Below are 16,633 nucleotides of genomic sequence, written 5' to 3'. Positions count from 1 at the left end.
TCGAATGATCGTTAGTTTGGGGCGTATTCGTTTCAGTTGTGCTCTTTGATCGGGGGCATATCCGTTTCTGCGGCAACGGCGGCTGGCGGTTTCGCTTTTACAGCGACTCCCTTTTGCAGACGCCCAAAAGGAAGCAAAACGCTTTGCCCCTCCATTCGGTGCCTCGCCTAGGCTCGGCATGCCCTCACTCCGGCATTGCTCCGGGGGCGGCTACCGCGGCATCCCTGCCGCGGTGCCCCCTGCGCAACGCCTGCGTTCGGCCTCTGGGAAAGGGGCAAGCAGATCAAAATCAAAAGCCAGAGCCAAAGCCAGATCAACAGCTCCCGGCACCCACTGATCGTTCTCACGCTCTGCGTGGGAATGCATCCCGTGACGCTCCGCGTCACTCTTGCGCAGGACTCGAGCCTTGCGTCGACAGCGGAACGCGGAGCGTCCCTAGCGGCATTCCCACGCAGAGCGTGGGAACGATCAACATAAAGCAGATCGGCGTACAGCTTTTGCTTCTCACCACTCATCAGGCCGAGCGTTAGCTCGCCTCCAGCTTTTGATCTTGAGGTGTACGCCCCATCGAGAGGCCGAGTGGAGGTTCTGCGCAGTGGGCAACCCGGCATGGATGCCGGGTTAGCCGCCCCCGGCCATGGATGGCCGATGGCGGCGGGCCCACGGAGCAGGACCGGAGCGAGGGCATGCCGAGCCACAGCGAGGCACCGAACGTCAGGGGCAAGAGCCCTTGGTTACTTGGGGCTTTTCCAAGTGACTCGCTGTAAAAGCGAAACCGTCGGGCGCCGTTACCGCAAAAACGGATATGCCCCCGATCAAATAAACCGCCCCACCAAATAGCAAACGCCCCGAATAAGGTCAGGGCGCTTTATCAAAAGAGCAATTATTTCTCAGCGCGTGCCTTCAGGGCTTTCAAAGTATTAAACGGCGCATCCACCACAAACTTGTTGGCCACCATCGACGGAATGCTACCGCCCGGCTCGGTATGCACCTGATAGGTCACCTCAACCTGATCGCCCTTGGGCACAAACTTCCAGAACCCATCGACCTTGGTAACCCGTACAAAGCCTTTTTCTTCAGGAATGTACTTCGGCACACCTTCGAGTTTGCGGGTCAGGCTGCCATCAGCACCCTCGATGGTGGTGACATGCAACACCGAGTCACGCGCGGTCACCGGCCAAGGCGTATTGAACTGGGTGTAGGTCCAGTTTTGATCGCCTTCGTGCTTGAGCAACTTCTGGGTTTTACAGTCGTGAATCCAGGCGCAAGCGCCTGACACGTCTTCCTGCAGCGCACGCAGTTTGGCGATGGTGGTCTTCATCAGCGTGACGCCCTGGTAAGCCTTGTAATCGGAGCCAGCCACTTCACTCAAGGAAACCTTGATACCGTCTTCGTTCTTGGCAACTTTCCAGTCTTCTGCCTGAGCGGCCGTGGAAGCCAGCAAAACCGTCAAACCACACAGCACAGCCATACGTTGCAGCGAACCCATAGTCTTATTCCTTATTGTTGAAGATCCGTTCGTTGAACACATCACGCCGCCGTCATTTTCTCCCACCAACCCAACAATTTGATCGCTTCGTCACGGCTGCTTCCGCAGACTTCGATGTCGGCTTCGAACGCCGAACACACTGCAGGACGTTCCGGTTTGCCGAAAATGCCGCACAGGTTATCGACAGAGAGTTGTACGCAACGTTCTCCCGCCGGCTTGCCATTGGGCATGCCGGGAATCGGTGAACTGATGGAAGGGGCAATGCAACAGGCGCCACAGCCTTCACGGCATTTCATGACGACGAGCTCCTCGACGGGCGATGTGTTAAAGGACGTGGCACAGAGTAACCGCTAAAACGCTTGTTTAAAATTGTCTGGACCCTGGTTTTTTCGCTTAAACGAGCGTGACCGACCAGTCTCCGACAAAGCGTCTGGCCAGCAGGTCACGAACGGGAAGAAATTATCGTTTGAACTCGAATTCCAGGGCTGCGCCTTCAACTTCACGGCGCTCTTCGTTGCGCAGTTGCAACTTCATTTCGTTGCTGATCAGCCTCCCGTTGAGCTGAAATGGAGAGCTGCCGGTCTTGTCACCAAACATTTGTGGCAATACCGCATCGTGTCGGGGCATCGGTACCGTACCAATCGGTTTCAGTTCCTCGACCATGCCTTGGGGCAGACTCAAATCCAGGTCGGCCGAAGGGAGCTTGGTTTTCACGACCTCACTGGCGGGTTTGGACTTGGAGGCAATCGGCGGTCGTTTTTTCACCGGGGCCGCTTTCTTTTTGACCGGCGTGGCTTTTTTAGCGGGAGCCGGCTTTTTCGACGTGGCGCTGGCTGTCGGTTTTTCCTGAACGGAAGCCGCCATGACGGTTTCCGCCTGGAAGGTCATCAGCAGGCAGAGCGATAGCCAAACGGCGGGAAAAATCGATTTCATGGACCCAACAGCGCAAACGGCAGGAGGCCATATGCTCGCCTGTTGCACGCAACAAGACAAGCACGGACAGGAACAACCTGTCCGCCCCTTCAAAAGCCGCCGACCATCTCCTGACAGAGTTGGGTGGCGAGCATGCCCAGGGTCATCAATGCACGCTCGGCTTCACGGTTCCAAGGTGTGCCGCAGTTCAGTCGAATGCAGTGGTTGAACTGCTCGGTGTTACTGAAAATCAGCCCCGGTGCGATGCTGATGCCCTGCTGCAACGCACGAACGTGCAGCTCCTGCGTGTTGACCCGCCCCGGCAGGCTGACCCACAGAATGAAGCCGCCGGTCGGCCGGGTCATCTGCGTGCCTTCCGGGAAGTATTGCTGCACCGCCAGCTGGAAAGCGCTGAGGTTCTTGCGGTACTCCTGACGGATGTAGCGCAAATGCCGGTCGTAACCACCGTTCTCCAGGTACGCCGCAATGCCCATCTGCGTGACGCTGCAGGCCGAATGGGTGCTGAAGGTCTGCAAACGCTGGATTTCCTGCTGGTACTTGCCGGCAATCATCCAGCCGATCCGCACGCCCGGCGACAGGGTTTTGGAAAAGCTGGAGCAATAGATCACCCGATCCAGCCGATCGTAGGCTTTAAGTGATTTGGTGCGACCCTGCTCGAACATCAGTTCGCCGTAGATATCGTCTTCGACAATCTGGATATCGAAATCCGAGGCCAGGCGCAGCAGTTGCTTCTGCCGCTCTTCGGGCATGGTGCCGCCCAATGGATTGCTCAGACGAGTGGTCAGCACCAGCGCCTTGATCGACCACTGGTTGGCCGCCAGCTGCAAAGCTTCGAGGCTCATACCGGTGGCCGGATCGCTCGGAATCTCGATGACCTTGAGGCCCAGAAGGTCAGCCAGTTGCAGTAAACCGTAGTAGGTCGGCGACTCGGCGGCGATCAGGTCGCCCGGGCGAGTCAGCACACGCAGAGACATCTGCAACGCATCAACGCAGCCGTGGGTAATGACCACTTCCGACGGATCGACCACCACGCCGGCATCGCGCATGCGGATCGCCACTTGTCGGCGCAACGGTTCGAAACCCGGGCTGAACATGTAGCTGAACGCCCGCGGGCTATGAAAACGGGTGACTTTGGCCAGTTGCTGATGCAGCGCCCGCACCGGCAGATAATCAACACTCGGTACGGCCGCGCCCAAGGGAAACACACCCTCGCGGCGGGATTCGACCAGAACTTGTTGGATGATGCTGCTGCGAGTGACCAGACCTGGACGCTCGACCCGAGCGATGTCCGGTGTCGGCGCGGTCAGGGCCGGAGTCTGGTGCACGTAGTAACCCGACTGCGGCCGGGCGCGGATCAGCCCCTGATCCTCGAGATTGGCGTAAGCCTGCAACACCGTCGCATGGCTGACGTTGAGCTGTGAACTCATCTTGCGCACCGAAGGCACGCGCTCCCCCGGTTGATAGACGCCACGGCGGATGTCTTCGGCCAGTTGTTGAGCAATACGTTGGTAAAGCAAGAGATTGGTCATGACGCAGCACTCGATTTCACGGGCATTTTATTCTTGTGCGAAACAATACCGGAACAGTTTAGAAGTGTACTGGGACAGTTGCCACAATAGTCGACCGTACAGTGCAGTGTCAGCAAAAACTGTACTGTTTTTTAGAGTTGATCAGCAGGCGTAAAAAAACCCGGCGCTGGCGGGCAGGCCGGGTTTTCCAGTGACGCAGCCCCTAACGGGCAGCGCCGAGCTGGCCTTTTTCGTCAGAAAACACAATTTCTACCCGACGGTTCTGTGCACGTCCCCGTTCGGAGGCGTTCACGTCGACCGGATATTCATCACCGTAGCCTTCGACCTGAATGCGTTTATCGTCGATGCCCAAATCCATCAGCACGTCTGCCACCGATTGGGCACGGTCACGGGACAGCTTGAGGTTTTCCTGCTTGCCACCGGTACTGTCGGCATAACCTTCGATGCGCACTACGCGCTTGGGGTTGAGCTGCAAGAACTGCACGATCTTCAACACCACGCGGTTTGCCGAGTTTTTCAACTCCGCTTCACCCGTGTCGAAGAGCACGTCGCCCAAGGTCATCACCAGGCCGCGATCGGTCTGGGTGGTCGCCAGCGCGACAATCTGTTCTTCGAGCCACTTGCCCTGCTGCTGCACGCTGAGCAGTTTGGATTCGCGCAGGGCCAGCTGCAGACGCTGACGCTCCAGTTCGAGCTTCGCCGCACGTTCCTCGTTGAGCACCTGATTGGTGTGTTCGCGCGCGATTTCGCTATAGCGTTCACTCAGGTAAGCGTAATGCAGCACGTCCGATCCACTGCCCCAATAGCTGGACAGACGATCGGCACGGGCTAGCGACTCACCGGCGCGAATCACGTCCTTGGGCGCGATTCGCAGCACGTTGGAATCTTCCTTGACCTTCTGAAAGTCAGTACTGGCCTGCTGCAACGCGGCCTCGCTGTGCTGACCGGCACAACCATAGAGGCTGGCGCAGCCTGCCAGGATCAAACCGCCCAATGCTTTGGTCTTGAGGCTCATTGGACATCTCCCAGTTGCTTGCGCAGGCGAGTGATGCGGGTGTTGAGCACGTTCAACTGCTCCTCGCTCTTGAGGGTCAGAACCCGGGCTTCGGCCAGTCGCGCGTCCAGCTCGGCCTGCTCGGCCCGCATGCGCGCGTTCTTGAAGGATTGGTCGTTCATGCTGCCCTTGGCGCGGTTGAACTTGTCTTCGGCCAGTTTCATTTCCGGCACGTCGGCGGCGGTGGCGCCCACCGCCTTGGCCTGCTCGAGTGCCTGTTCGGTCAGGCGCAATTGTTCATTCGGCGCCGGATCGGCTGCACAACCCGCCAGAGCCAGAACGGCCAGGGCAACGAAAAGAGGTCGAATACTCACTAAAAATCCCTACTGTTTTGGGGTACTGACAGGTGGTTGCTGCGGCTGTGAGAGCTGCGCCTTCCAGCGCTCGATATTGCGTTGCAGCACGGCTTCCGTCAGTCCGGACGCGGGCAATTCTGTCATCTTTTTGGCCAGCTGTCCGCGCAACCACGGATCGTTGCAGGCGGAGTTGTGGGAAACCGCGAGGAACAAGCCGGGTTTGTCGATCGGTTGTGGGCGGGCGACCAGGTCGTTGGCCAGGTGAAGTGTCTGCGCGGCCGCCATGCCCGAATAGCGTCCGGCAAGGACAAATTCCACCTCGCCCAGCAGCAATTTCTGAAAGGCCTGGGTCAGGTTAGGTGTACGTGCGAGGGTCAATTGCTGCTGGGCGAACACACCAAATGCCTGGGTCATACGAGACTTTTCCGACAGCGCGCCGGGATGACCGTGAAGGTCCTGCGCTTCGTTGTAGACCAGCGTCGAGTCTTTGCGGGTCCAGACCAGGTAATCGTTTTCCAGTAACGGAGGATGAATGTAATCCAGAGTGTCCAGTTCACTGACCGTCAATGACGCATCCGCCAGCATGTCCATTCGCCCACTGCGCACTTCGTCCAGGGCCTGGGAGCGTTTGCCGGCGTAAAGCAGTTCGACCTTGATCCCCAACTCCCCCGCCACCTGCTGCAACAGGTCGGCACTGGCGCCGATCAGGTGCTTGGGGTGTTGCGGGTCTTGCCACAGGTACGGCGGCGCATCCGGGCTGCCGGTCACCACCAGGCGTTCGCACTTGCCTGCGGCGACGGACAGCGCCGGCAACACTGTCAGACCCAGCAGCAATGACCAGCCGTAAACGCGGCGCAGATCCATGGCGACACTCTCCCACTCAAATCCGGAACAAAAAAAAAGCCCGACCAAAAGGTCGGGCTCTTTATAAGTCAGGCCGCTGGATTAGACCAGCTTCTCGAACTCAGGGATGGCTTCGAACAAGTCCGCCACCAGGCCGTAATCGGCCACCTGGAAGATCGGCGCTTCTTCGTCCTTGTTGATCGCAACGATCACTTTGGAGTCTTTCATGCCGGCCAGGTGCTGGATCGCGCCGGAGATACCGACGGCGATGTACAGCTGTGGCGCAACGATCTTGCCGGTCTGACCGACCTGCATGTCGTTGGGTACGAAACCTGCGTCGACCGCAGCGCGGGAAGCGCCGACAGCAGCGCCCAGCTTGTCAGCCAGGGCGTACAGGTGTTTGAAGTTGTCGCCGTTCTGCATGCCGCGACCGCCGGAAACGACGATCTTGGCAGCGGTCAGTTCCGGACGATCGGACTTGGCCAGTTCTTCGCCGACGAAGCTGGAGATGCCAGCGTCGTGTGCAGCGCCAACGGCTTCAACCGAAGCAGATCCACCTTCAGCGGCAACCGGATCGAAACCGGTAGCACGCACGGTGATCACTTTAACTGCAGCGCTCGATTGAACGGTCGCAATCGCGTTACCGGCGTAGATCGGGCGCTTGAACGTGTCAGCGCTTTCGACCGAGATGATCTCGGAGATCTGGTCAACGTCCAGCTGAGCGGCAACGCGCGGCAGGATGTTTTTGCCGTTGGAAGTAGCGGCAGCCAAGATGTGGCTGTAGCCCTTGCCCAACTCGGCGACCAGAGGAGCAACGTTTTCCGGAAGCTGATGCGCGTAAGCAGCATTGTCAGCAGACAGGACTTTGCTCACGCCAGCGATTTTCGCAGCGGCTTCAGCCACGGCGCCAGCGCCCTGACCTGCCACCAGAACGTGGATGTCACCACCGATTTTAACGGCGGCAGCCACGGTGTTCAGCGTGGCCGGGGCCAGCACTTTGTTGTCGTGTTCAGCAATAACCAAGATAGTCATTTAGATTACCTTCGCTTCGTTCTTGAGTTTTTCAACCAGTTCAGCCACCGACTTGACCTTGATACCCGCGCTGCGTGCAGCTGGCGCTTCGACTTTCACGGTCTTGTTGGTGGAGGCGGTGGAAACGCCCAAAGCGTCCGGAGTCAGCACTTCGAGAGGCTTCTTCTTGGCTTTCATGATGTTTGGCAGGGACGCGTAACGCGGCTCGTTCAAACGCAGGTCAGTGGTGACGATGGCCGGCAGCTTCAGGGAAACTGTCTGCGCGCCGCCGTCGACTTCACGAGTCACGGCAACGTTGTCGCCGCTGATTTCGACTTTGGACGCGAACGTGCCCTGACCGTAGCCGCTCAATGCCGCGAGCATCTGGCCAGTCTGGTTGTTGTCGCTGTCGATGGCTTGTTTGCCAAGGATCACCAGCTGAGGCTGTTCCTTGTCGACAACAGCCTTGAGCAGCTTGGCAACGGCCAGCGAAGTCAGGTCTTCAGCGGATTCGACGAGGATGGCGCGGTCGGCACCCAGAGCCAGCGCGGTGCGCAGTTGCTCTTGAGCGGTGGACGGGCCGATGGAGACGACGACGATTTCAGTCGCAACACCTTTCTCTTTCAGGCGTACGGCTTCTTCCACTGCGATTTCGCAGAACGGGTTCATCGACATCTTGACGTTGGCGAGGTCGACGCCGGAATTGTCCGCCTTGACGCGAACCTTGACGTTGTAATCCACAACGCGTTTGACAGCTACAAGAACCTTCATGGATTCCTCGTTACTCTCCGGTGAAAAGAAAGTCGCCTAGGCGAACCTGGCGGTTTGATGCTCATCGGCGCAAGGGCACCTCTAAAAACGCTGGCAAAGGTGTCAAGTGACAAGCGCTCACGATGAAGATGACCGTTCGTCAGTGGTGACTGACGAGTCATTCATTATCGCGGCGTGTAAACTGCGCGCCGGAACCTGCGCTGCGCATCACCTTGTACTGCCATCGCCCTGTCTTTAGAGGTGCTCTTGAAACCAACAGTCAGCCTACGGCGAGCGCAAAACCGACCGTATCTTGACCGGAACGCCTATTCCGGTCAATACGGCAAAATGGCCAGTCATAAGCCGCGTGACTTTGATTTCTCTGGCTTTGAGCCGATTCAAACAAACGTTTGTATTGGACGCTAGGAGTGGTGTAGATATAATGCGCCACCTTAGAGAGAAAGGTGGCTCATCGATTGTCCTCTTCCTGCATTGCGCAGGAATTCATGGATGCGACACCAAACCTCCAATTAGAAAAAAAACTGTTGAGCCTTGAGTAGGAGATAACCTGTGGAACGCGAATACATGGAATTCGACGTGGTCATCGTCGGTGCCGGCCCCGCTGGTCTTTCCGCCGCCTGCCGATTGAAGCAGAAGGCCGCCGAAGCCGGTAAGGAAATCAGCGTCTGCGTGGTCGAAAAAGGCTCCGAAGTCGGTGCTCACATCCTGTCCGGCGCCGTGTTCGAACCACGCGCCCTGAACGAATTGTTCCCTGACTGGAAAGAACTCGGCGCCCCGCTGAATACACCAGTCACCCGCGATGACATCTTCGTTCTCAAGAACGCCGACAGCGCGCAAAAGATTCCTGACCTCTTTGTGCCCAAGACCATGCACAACGAAGGCAACTACATCATCTCCCTGGGCAACCTGTGCCGCTGGCTGGCCCAGCAGGCCGAGAACCTGGGCGTGGAAATCTACCCAGGCTTCGCCGCTCAGGAAGCACTGTTCGACGAAAACGGCGTAGTTCGCGGGATCATCACCGGCGACCTGGGCGTTGACCGCGAAGGTAACCCGAAAGAAGGCCTGTACACCCCGGGCATGGAACTGCGTGGCAAGTACACGCTGTTCGCCGAAGGTTGCCGTGGCCACATCGGCAAGCAACTGATCAAGCGCTTCAACCTCGACAGCGATGCCGACGCCCAGCACTACGGCATCGGCCTGAAAGAAATCTGGGAAATCGACCCGGCCAAGCATCAACCAGGCCTGGTGGTCCACACCGCCGGCTGGCCGCTGGATATCATGGGCACCGAGAACACCGGTGGCTCGTTCCTCTATCACCTGGAAAACAATCAGGTCGTAGTCGGTCTGATCGTCGATCTTTCCTACAGCAACACCTTCCTGTCGCCGTTCGACGAGTTCCAGCGCCTCAAGCATCACCCGGTACTCAAGCAGTACCTGGAAGGCGGCAAGCGCATCAGCTACGGCGCTCGCGCCATCTGCAAAGGCGGCCTGAACTCGCTACCGAAAATGGTCTTCAAGGGGGGCGCGCTGATCGGTTGCGACCTCGGCACCCTGAACTTCGCCAAGATCAAGGGCAGCCACACCGCGATGAAGTCCGGCATGCTCGCCGCTGAATCCGTGGCCGAGGCGCTGTTCGCTGAAAAAGACGGCACCGAAGAGCTGACCACTTACGTCGACGCGTTCAAGAAGAGCTGGCTCTACGACGAACTGTTCGCCAGCCGCAACTTCGGCCCGGCTATCCACAAGTTCGGCGCCATCGTTGGCGGCGGTTTCAACTGGCTCGACCAGAACATCTTCGGCGGCAAACTGCCGTTCACCTTGCACGACACCAAGCCGGATTACGCTTGCCTCAAGCTGGCGGCCGACTGCAAGAAGATCGACTACCCGAAACCGGACGGCAAGCTCAGCTTCGACAAACTCAGCTCGGTGTTCATCTCGGGTACCAACCATGAAGAAGAGCAGCCGTGCCACCTGAAGCTGACCGATCCGAGCATCCCGATCGCCAAGAACCTGCCGCTCTACGATGAGCCTGCCCAGCGTTACTGCCCGGCCGGCGTATACGAAGTGGTGACCAAGGAAGACGGCGAGAAGCGCTTCCAGATCAACGCCCAGAACTGCGTTCACTGCAAGACCTGCGACATCAAGGACCCTGCACAGAACATCACCTGGGTGGCGCCGGAAGGCTCTGGCGGCCCGACTTACCCGAACATGTAAGTCGAATCGCTGAACATCAAGGCTCCCGAAATGGGGGCCTTTTTGTTGCCCGCGATTTAAGCAACGACACAAAACCACTGTGGGAGCGGGCTTGCTCGCGAATGCGGTGCATCAGTCACCCGTTAAGTCGACTGACCCACCGCATTCGCGAGCAAGCCCGCTCCCACATGGGGATTCGTGGTGTATCAAGCAGCGCGTTCGTCACCGGGACTACGCTCGAAGTAGCGCTTGTATTCGCGACTGAACTGCGACGTACTTTGATACCCGACCCGATGCGCCACCTGCGCCACGCCCAGACCTTCGGCCACCAGCAACGTCTGCGCCTTGAGCAAACGCAAGCGCTTCAAGTACTGCACTGGCGACAACAAGGTGCTGCGCTTGAAATGCTCATGAAAGGTCGACGCACTCATGTTCGCGCAACTGGCCAGGGTCTCGACATTCAGCGGCTCGGTGTAATGCGCATGCAGATGGCTGAGCGACGCCGCGATCCGGGCGAATTGCCCCTGCTGCTCGACCAGCGCCCGCAGCACATCGGCTTGCGGCCCGCGCAAGGCGACGAACAACAACTCACGCAATCGCGCCTGCCCCATGACCTGGCATTCCAGCGGATCGTGCAGGCAACGCAGCAGCCGTTCAACACAACCACGCATCGCATCGTCGAGCACCGCCGAGGTCATGGACGCTGGCGTTTGCGCCGCAATATTACGCCCCGGCACCAGCCCCATGGCCAAGACCAACTCACCGAGCAACACCCGGTCAATGGCGATGGAAACACCCAGCATCGGGCCATCGGGGGCTGAAAACGTCTCGCATTCGAACGGCACCGGCAATGCCTGAATCAAATAATGCCCGGCGCCGTACTCCAGCGTACGCGGCCCCAGATACGCCAGTTTGCTGCCTTGGGCGATGATGACCAGACTCGGCTCGTAAATCTGCGGGCCGCGAGCCACATCACAACTGGCCCGCAAAACCTGCACACCCGGCAACGCCGTGGAAGCGAAACCGTCGCGATTAGTCAAAGGCTGAATCAGCGAAACCAGCGTGGCATTGGCATCCAGATGACGGGTCAACAACATGAGGGCTCTTCACAAAAAAATGTCGCGGATTAGGGATGAAAGCATCATCGCAGGTCTGATGGCCAATACGACCCATTGAAGGCTGATGCCGGAGGATTAGGCATGACACCCGGAGGAATCGCCATGGCCGGTGGCCGGTGCGGCGCCCAGAATGCGCCACCTCACCCGTCACAGCTTTTGCGAGGTTCATCATGTACACCGCCATCGGATACGCCGCCCAGTCGGCCACCACTCCCCTCGCCCCCGTGAAATTCGAGCGCCGCACCCCACGTGCTGACGACGTTGCGATCGATATTCTCTACTGCGGCGTCTGCCATTCCGACATCCATCAAGCACGCAACGAGTGGGGCATTGCCGTTTACCCACTGATGCCCGGCCACGAGATCGTAGGCAAAGTTACCGCCGTCGGTGCGAACGTCACCCAACATAAAGTCGGCGATCTGGTCGGTGTCGGCTGCATGGTCGACTCGTGCCGCAGCTGCGAAGCCTGCCAGTCGAACCTCGAGCAATACTGCCTTGAAGGTCCGACCATGACCTACGCCACCCCGGACCGCGTCGATGGCAGCAACACCATGGGCGGCTATTCCGACAGCATCGTGGTCAGCGAACATTTCGTGGTGCGCATCCCCGAGAAACTCGACCCGGCCAGCGCCGCGCCGATTCTCTGCGCCGGCATCACCACCTATTCGCCACTCAAGCACTACGGCGTGAAGGCGGGTGACAAGGTCGGGATTCTCGGCATGGGCGGCCTCGGCCACATGGGCATCAAGTTCGCCAAGGCGATGGGCGCCGAAGTCACGCTGTTCACCCGCTCGGCGAGCAAGGCTGAAGAAGGTCGTCGCCAGGGTGCGGACCACGTGATCGTGTCCACCGATGCCGAACAGATGAAGGCCGCCGCAGGACATTTCGACTTCCTGCTGGACACCATTCCGGTGCAACACGACCTCAATCCCTACCTCGATACGTTGCGTTTCGACGGTGTGCACATTCTGGTGGGCTTGATTGAACCGATCGACCCACCGGTCCACGCTGCCAAACTGGTATTGGGCCGTCGTGTGCTGGCCGGCTCGCTGATCGGCGGCATTGCCGAAACCCAGGAAGTGCTGGATTTCTGCGCCGAACACAACATCACCTGCGACATCGAAATGCTCGACATCCGCCAGATCAACGAGGCTTACGCCCGCATGATCGCGGGTGATGTGAAGTACCGCTTCGTCATCGACATGGCGACGTTGAAAGTCTAATCAGACTTTCGCGCCAAGCTCCGCCGAAAGCCGAGCCGTGACCCCTTTGATCAGGGGAATCAGCTCGGCCATTTTCTCCAGCGGCATATACGGCACGGTGCTGGCGATGCTGATGCCGGCAACGATGCGCTTGCTGGCATCACGGATCGGCGCCGCCACACAGCGGATCGACGGTTCGTTGTCTTCCAGATCGAACGCATAACCGCCCGCCACATACTCGACCATGCGCTGCTGAAACTGCTCCCAGGACTGCTCCGGGTGCTGTGGCCAGAACTGATTTTTCCCACCCGCCGGCAAGCTGACTTCGTACAGCCGCTGCCATTCTGCCTGCGTGTCATCGAGCATCAGCGCCTTGCCAATCCCGGTGCGCGCCAACGGCATGCGATGGCCGACCCGCGAACGCATTTCCGGGCCATTGCGCCCCGGATTCTTGTGCAGGTACAGCACCTCGTCACCTTCACGAATCGCCAGGTGAATGGTGTCGCCGGTCAACGCCGACAATTCATCCAGATACGGCCCGGCCAATGTCACCAGCGGCAATTCTTCACGCGCCTGGAAGCCCAGCTCGATCAACTTCGGCCCCAACAGATAACCGACTTGCGGCACCACACGCAGGTAACGCTCGTCCACCAGGCAACTGGCCAGACGATGAGTGGTGCTGCGCGTCGTGCCGATCAGCCGGGCGATCTCCTTGAGATCGCGGGCACCACTGGCCACGGCCTGAACCACACCCAAACCACGAAGCAGTGTCTGGGTACCGGTCGGTGCGGCGTCCTTGGCGATTTTTGGGGCGTCTTCCTGCATATCCAGCCTTTACCGTTGAGCGAGTGAACGGGCGGCATTATGGTCGCCCGCATGCCGCAACTACAACTTGATACGCTCGACTTTGCCGACCAGCAAGATGTAGGAAAGTGCGCCAATCAACGCCAAAACCGAGATATAGGTGATCGCCGGAGCGAACGAATCACCGGTAGCCAGGAACCCGATGACGATCGGCGTGGTAATCGCCGACAGGTTGCCGATGAAGTTGAACACCCCGCCGGTCAACCCGAGCAATCGCGCCGGGGCCAACGTTGACACCAGCGACCAGGTGATCGAAGCCAGCCCGTTACCGAAGAACGCCAACGCGAGGAAGGCAATCACCAGCGGTGTCGACTCGACGAAGTTGGCGCCGATGATCGAAGTGGAAATCAGCAGGCCGCCAATGATCGGCAACTTGCGGGCGAAACCCACGGTGTAGCCGCGGCGGATCAGCCAGTCGGAAAAGAACCCCGAACAGAGCACACCGACGAAGGCGGCGAGAAACGGCAGCGACGCCAACAGGCCGGACTTGATGAAGTCCATACCGCGATATTTCACCAGGTAGGTCGGGAACCACGTCAGAAAAAACCACAACGTCGAGTTGAGGCAGAACTGGCCGAGGTAGATGCCCCACAACTTGCGCTTCGTCAGAACGATGCCGAGGTCGATCCAGCTGAATTTGGCTTTGACTTTGGCTTGTTCAGCCTGGATATCCACCAGCCCGCCACCCTCGCGGATCAGGTCGATTTCGGCGTCATTGGCGCCTTTGAAATCCCGTGGCTCGCGATACACCGCGTACCAGATCACTGCCCAGAGAATGCCCACCGCACCGGTGCTGACAAACACCATGTGCCAGCCATATTGATGCTGCAGCCAGGCCAATACCGGCGTCAGGAACGCCAGACCGACGAACTGCCCGGAGGTATAGAAACCAATGGCCGTGGCGCGTTCACGCTCGGGAAACCAGGTGGTGACCACACGGCTGTTGATCGGGTAGGCCGGGGCTTCCAGTGCACCGACTGCCATGCGCAACACAAACAGTGCGATGAAGCTGGCGGCAAAGCCGAGCATGACGGTGGCGATCGACCACAGCAGCAATGCGACGCTGTAAAGAATCCGTGGTGGAACCCGATCCACCAGCCAGCCGCCGGGGATTTGCATGGCGGCGTAGGTCCAGCCGAACGCGGAGAAAATCAGCCCGACGTGGATCGGATCGATACCCAGTTCGCTGGTGAGTGCCGGGGCGGCGATGGACAGGTTGCTGCGGTCCAGGTAGTTGATCACCACGGTGATGAACAGCAGCACCATGATGAAAAAACGCTTGCGACTGGGCGTCACCAACGACGCCTGCCCGGTGAGGGTTTGCGGTTGCATGAGGAGTGCCTCTTCTTATGTTTATTGAGGTCGATGTAAAGGCTTGCACTGCACCCTTGTGGGAGCGGGCTTGCTCGCGAAGGCGGTTGACCATTTAACATTGATGTCGACTGACACACCGCTTTCGCGAGCAAGCCCGCTCCCACAGGGGTTTTGTGTGGGGTCAGAGATCACTCACCACTCGGCAAAACTGCCATCGGCATGGCGCCAGATCGGGTTGCGCCAGCGGTGGCCGACCTTCGCGCGTTCGATGACGTACTCTTCGTTGATCTCGATCCCCAGGCCCGGGCCATTGGGGATTTTCACGAAGCCTTTGTCGTAGTCGAACACCCGCGGATCCTTGACGTAATCCAGCAGGTCATTGCTCTCGTTGTAATGAATGCCCAGGCTCTGCTCCTGGATGAACGCGTTGTAGCAAACCGCATCCAGCTGCAAACACGCCGCCAGTGCAATCGGCCCCAACGGGCAGTGCAGCGCCAGCGCCACGTCGTAGGCTTCGGCCATGTTGGCGATCTTGCGGGTTTCGGTGATGCCGCCGGCGTGAGACGCGTCCGGCTGGATGATGTCGACGTAACCTTCGCTGAGCACACGCTTGAAATCCCAGCGCGAGAACAGCCGCTCGCCAAGAGCAATCGGGGTGCTGGTCAGCGGCGCCAATTCTTTCAGCGCTTCGTAGTTTTCGCTGAGCACCGGCTCTTCGATGAACATCAATTTGTACGGATCGAGTTCCTTCATCAGCACCTTGGCCATGGGCTTGTGCACCCGGCCATGGAAGTCCACACCAATGCCGACGTTCGGACCCACCGCATCACGCACGGCGGCGACGTTGGCCAGGGCCAGGTCGACTTTCTCGAAGGAGTCGAGGAATTGCAGCTCTTCGGTGCCGTTCATTTTCACTGCAGTGAAACCACGTTCGACGGCTTCTTTTGCAGCGCGAGCGGTGTCCGCCGGGCGGTCGCCGCCGATCCACGAATAGACGCGAATTTTGTCCCGCACCTGACCGCCCAGCAGATCGCTGACCGACACACCCAGCGCTTTGCCCTTGATGTCCCACAACGCCTGGTCGATACCGGCCAGCGCGCTCATGTGGATCGCGCCGCCCCGGTAGAAGCCGCCGCGGTAAAGCACGGTCCAGATGTCTTCGATGTTGCGTGGGTCTTTGCCGATCAGGTAGTCGGACAATTCTTCAACGGCAGCGGCGACAGTGTGAGCGCGGCCTTCGACTACGGGCTCGCCCCAACCGGTCACGCCCTCGTCGGTTTCAATCTTGAGGAAGCACCAGCGCGGCGGAACGATGAAGGTGGTTAGTTTGGTGATTTTCATCTATTGCCTCTCTTATTAGATGCAGCGCTCGCAGCGCCAAAAATACTTAACGCAATGCATTCCAGGCAGCGACATACGCCTTCGCGCGTACCGCTACTTCGTCAGCCGTCATGCCCGGTTTGAACAATCCGGAACCGAGGCCGAAGCCTTTGACGCCCGCGTCGATAAACACCTGCATGTTGTCCGGCGTGATCCCGCCGACCGGCGCCAGAATCGTTCCCGCTGGCAGCACCGCGAGCCAGGCTTTGACGACTGCCGGGCCCATCTGCTCGGCCGGGAACATCTTCAGCACGTCCGCCCCTTCGGCCAATGCCGCAAAGGCTTCAGTCGGCGTCGCCACACCCGGCGACAAGAACAACCCCGCCGCTTTCGCAGCACGCAACACCTTGGCATCGCTGTGCGGCATGACGATCACCTGACCGCCCGCCGCTTTCACTTGCTCGACCTGCTCCGGCGTCAACACCGTGCCGGCACCGATCAGGCAATCGGCGGGCAAGGTACTGCGCAGGATGCGGATACTTTCGTACGGCTCAGGGGAATTAAGCGGCACTTCGATGACGCGAAATCCGGCGGCGTAAAGCACTTCGCCGATGGCTGCCGCTTCTTGCGGGCGCAGGCCACGCAAAATCGCGATCAGACCGTTTTGCGCCAATGCTTGCTTGAGCATGTCAGACC

The 16,633-nt window shown here is 59.2% G+C and carries 16 protein-coding genes; 2 read left to right on the top strand and 14 right to left on the bottom strand.

From position 1 onward, the window contains the following. Positions 1-883: 883 nt before the first annotated feature. The 9 genes from KW848_RS18740 to KW848_RS18700 all read right to left on the bottom strand — a co-directional run bounded on the left by KW848_RS18740 (position 884) and on the right by KW848_RS18700 (position 7,926). Complete coding sequence (locus KW848_RS18740) at positions 884-1,489, bottom strand: START domain-containing protein (RefSeq protein WP_192410971.1); 606 nt, start codon at positions 1,487-1,489, stop codon at positions 884-886. Between the two features lie 41 nt (positions 1,490-1,530). After that, on the bottom strand, positions 1,531-1,785 hold the full coding sequence (locus tag KW848_RS18735; RefSeq protein ID WP_192410972.1) for a YkgJ family cysteine cluster protein: 255 nt from the start codon (positions 1,783-1,785) through the stop codon (positions 1,531-1,533). Between the two features lie 163 nt (positions 1,786-1,948). After that, on the bottom strand, positions 1,949-2,422 hold the full coding sequence (locus tag KW848_RS18730; RefSeq protein WP_218537753.1) for a translation initiation factor 2: 474 nt from the start codon (positions 2,420-2,422) through the stop codon (positions 1,949-1,951). An 89-nt stretch (positions 2,423-2,511) separates the two neighbouring features. Next, a complete protein-coding gene (locus KW848_RS18725; protein ID WP_008146981.1) occupies positions 2,512-3,951 on the bottom strand; it encodes a PLP-dependent aminotransferase family protein in 1,440 nt (479 codons plus the stop codon). A 202-nt stretch (positions 3,952-4,153) separates the two neighbouring features. After that, complete coding sequence (locus KW848_RS18720) at positions 4,154-4,966, bottom strand: OmpA family protein (protein WP_123364827.1); 813 nt, start codon at positions 4,964-4,966, stop codon at positions 4,154-4,156. After that, positions 4,963-5,319 carry a DUF4398 domain-containing protein gene (locus KW848_RS18715; protein ID WP_192410975.1) on the bottom strand — a complete coding sequence of 119 codons (357 nt, stop codon included), beginning with the start codon at positions 5,317-5,319 and terminating at the stop codon, positions 4,963-4,965. Before KW848_RS18715 ends, KW848_RS18720 begins: the two co-directional genes overlap by 4 nt. Positions 5,320-5,328: 9 nt before the next feature. Beyond that, the gene (locus tag KW848_RS18710) at positions 5,329-6,165 is read right to left on the bottom strand and encodes an ABC transporter substrate-binding protein (protein ID WP_111451806.1); all 837 of its coding nucleotides are present in this window, start codon (positions 6,163-6,165) and stop codon (positions 5,329-5,331) included. Positions 6,166-6,246: 81 nt separating this feature from the next. Then, the gene (locus tag KW848_RS18705) at positions 6,247-7,176 is read right to left on the bottom strand and encodes an electron transfer flavoprotein subunit alpha/FixB family protein (RefSeq protein WP_218537691.1); all 930 of its coding nucleotides are present in this window, start codon (positions 7,174-7,176) and stop codon (positions 6,247-6,249) included. Next, entirely contained in the window at positions 7,177-7,926 is a 750-nt protein-coding gene (locus KW848_RS18700; protein ID WP_192410977.1) for an electron transfer flavoprotein subunit beta/FixA family protein, read from the bottom strand. A gap of 549 nt (positions 7,927-8,475) precedes the next feature. Between KW848_RS18700 and KW848_RS18695 the strand changes: the two genes are divergently transcribed. Further along, a complete protein-coding gene (locus KW848_RS18695) occupies positions 8,476-10,140 on the top strand; it encodes an electron transfer flavoprotein-ubiquinone oxidoreductase (protein WP_111451804.1) in 1,665 nt (554 codons plus the stop codon). A 185-nt stretch (positions 10,141-10,325) separates the two neighbouring features. Here KW848_RS18695 and KW848_RS18690 read toward each other — a convergent pair whose 3' ends face one another. Beyond that, on the bottom strand, positions 10,326-11,216 hold the full coding sequence (locus tag KW848_RS18690) for an AraC family transcriptional regulator (protein WP_192410978.1): 891 nt from the start codon (positions 11,214-11,216) through the stop codon (positions 10,326-10,328). Positions 11,217-11,407: 191 nt separating this feature from the next. On the opposite strand from KW848_RS18690, the gene KW848_RS18685 reads away from it, so the two are divergent. Further along, positions 11,408-12,460: an NAD(P)-dependent alcohol dehydrogenase gene (locus KW848_RS18685; protein WP_111451802.1), complete on the top strand. Its 1,053-nt coding sequence runs from the start codon at positions 11,408-11,410 to the stop codon at positions 12,458-12,460. Here KW848_RS18685 and KW848_RS18680 read toward each other — a convergent pair whose 3' ends face one another. The 4 genes from KW848_RS18680 to KW848_RS18665 form a co-directional block, all read right to left on the bottom strand. Then, on the bottom strand, positions 12,461-13,264 hold the full coding sequence (locus KW848_RS18680) for an IclR family transcriptional regulator (RefSeq protein WP_218537690.1): 804 nt from the start codon (positions 13,262-13,264) through the stop codon (positions 12,461-12,463). A gap of 60 nt (positions 13,265-13,324) precedes the next feature. Beyond that, the gene (locus KW848_RS18675) at positions 13,325-14,635 is read right to left on the bottom strand and encodes an MFS transporter (protein ID WP_056745425.1); all 1,311 of its coding nucleotides are present in this window, start codon (positions 14,633-14,635) and stop codon (positions 13,325-13,327) included. Positions 14,636-14,809: 174 nt separating this feature from the next. Further along, positions 14,810-15,958: a galactonate dehydratase gene (dgoD, locus tag KW848_RS18670; protein ID WP_192410981.1), complete on the bottom strand. Its 1,149-nt coding sequence runs from the start codon at positions 15,956-15,958 to the stop codon at positions 14,810-14,812. Between the two features lie 46 nt (positions 15,959-16,004). Further along, positions 16,005-16,625, bottom strand: a complete 621-nt coding sequence (locus KW848_RS18665; protein ID WP_218537689.1) for a 2-dehydro-3-deoxy-6-phosphogalactonate aldolase — start codon at positions 16,623-16,625, stop codon at positions 16,005-16,007. Between the last annotated feature and the right edge of the window lie 8 nt (positions 16,626-16,633).

It is taken from the genome of Pseudomonas sp. PDM25, assembly GCF_019219045.1.
Lineage (GTDB): Bacteria > Pseudomonadota > Gammaproteobacteria > Pseudomonadales > Pseudomonadaceae > Aquipseudomonas.
Note: the sequence above shows the minus strand (reverse complement) of the source record. Positions and strands in the feature narration are given on the sequence as shown.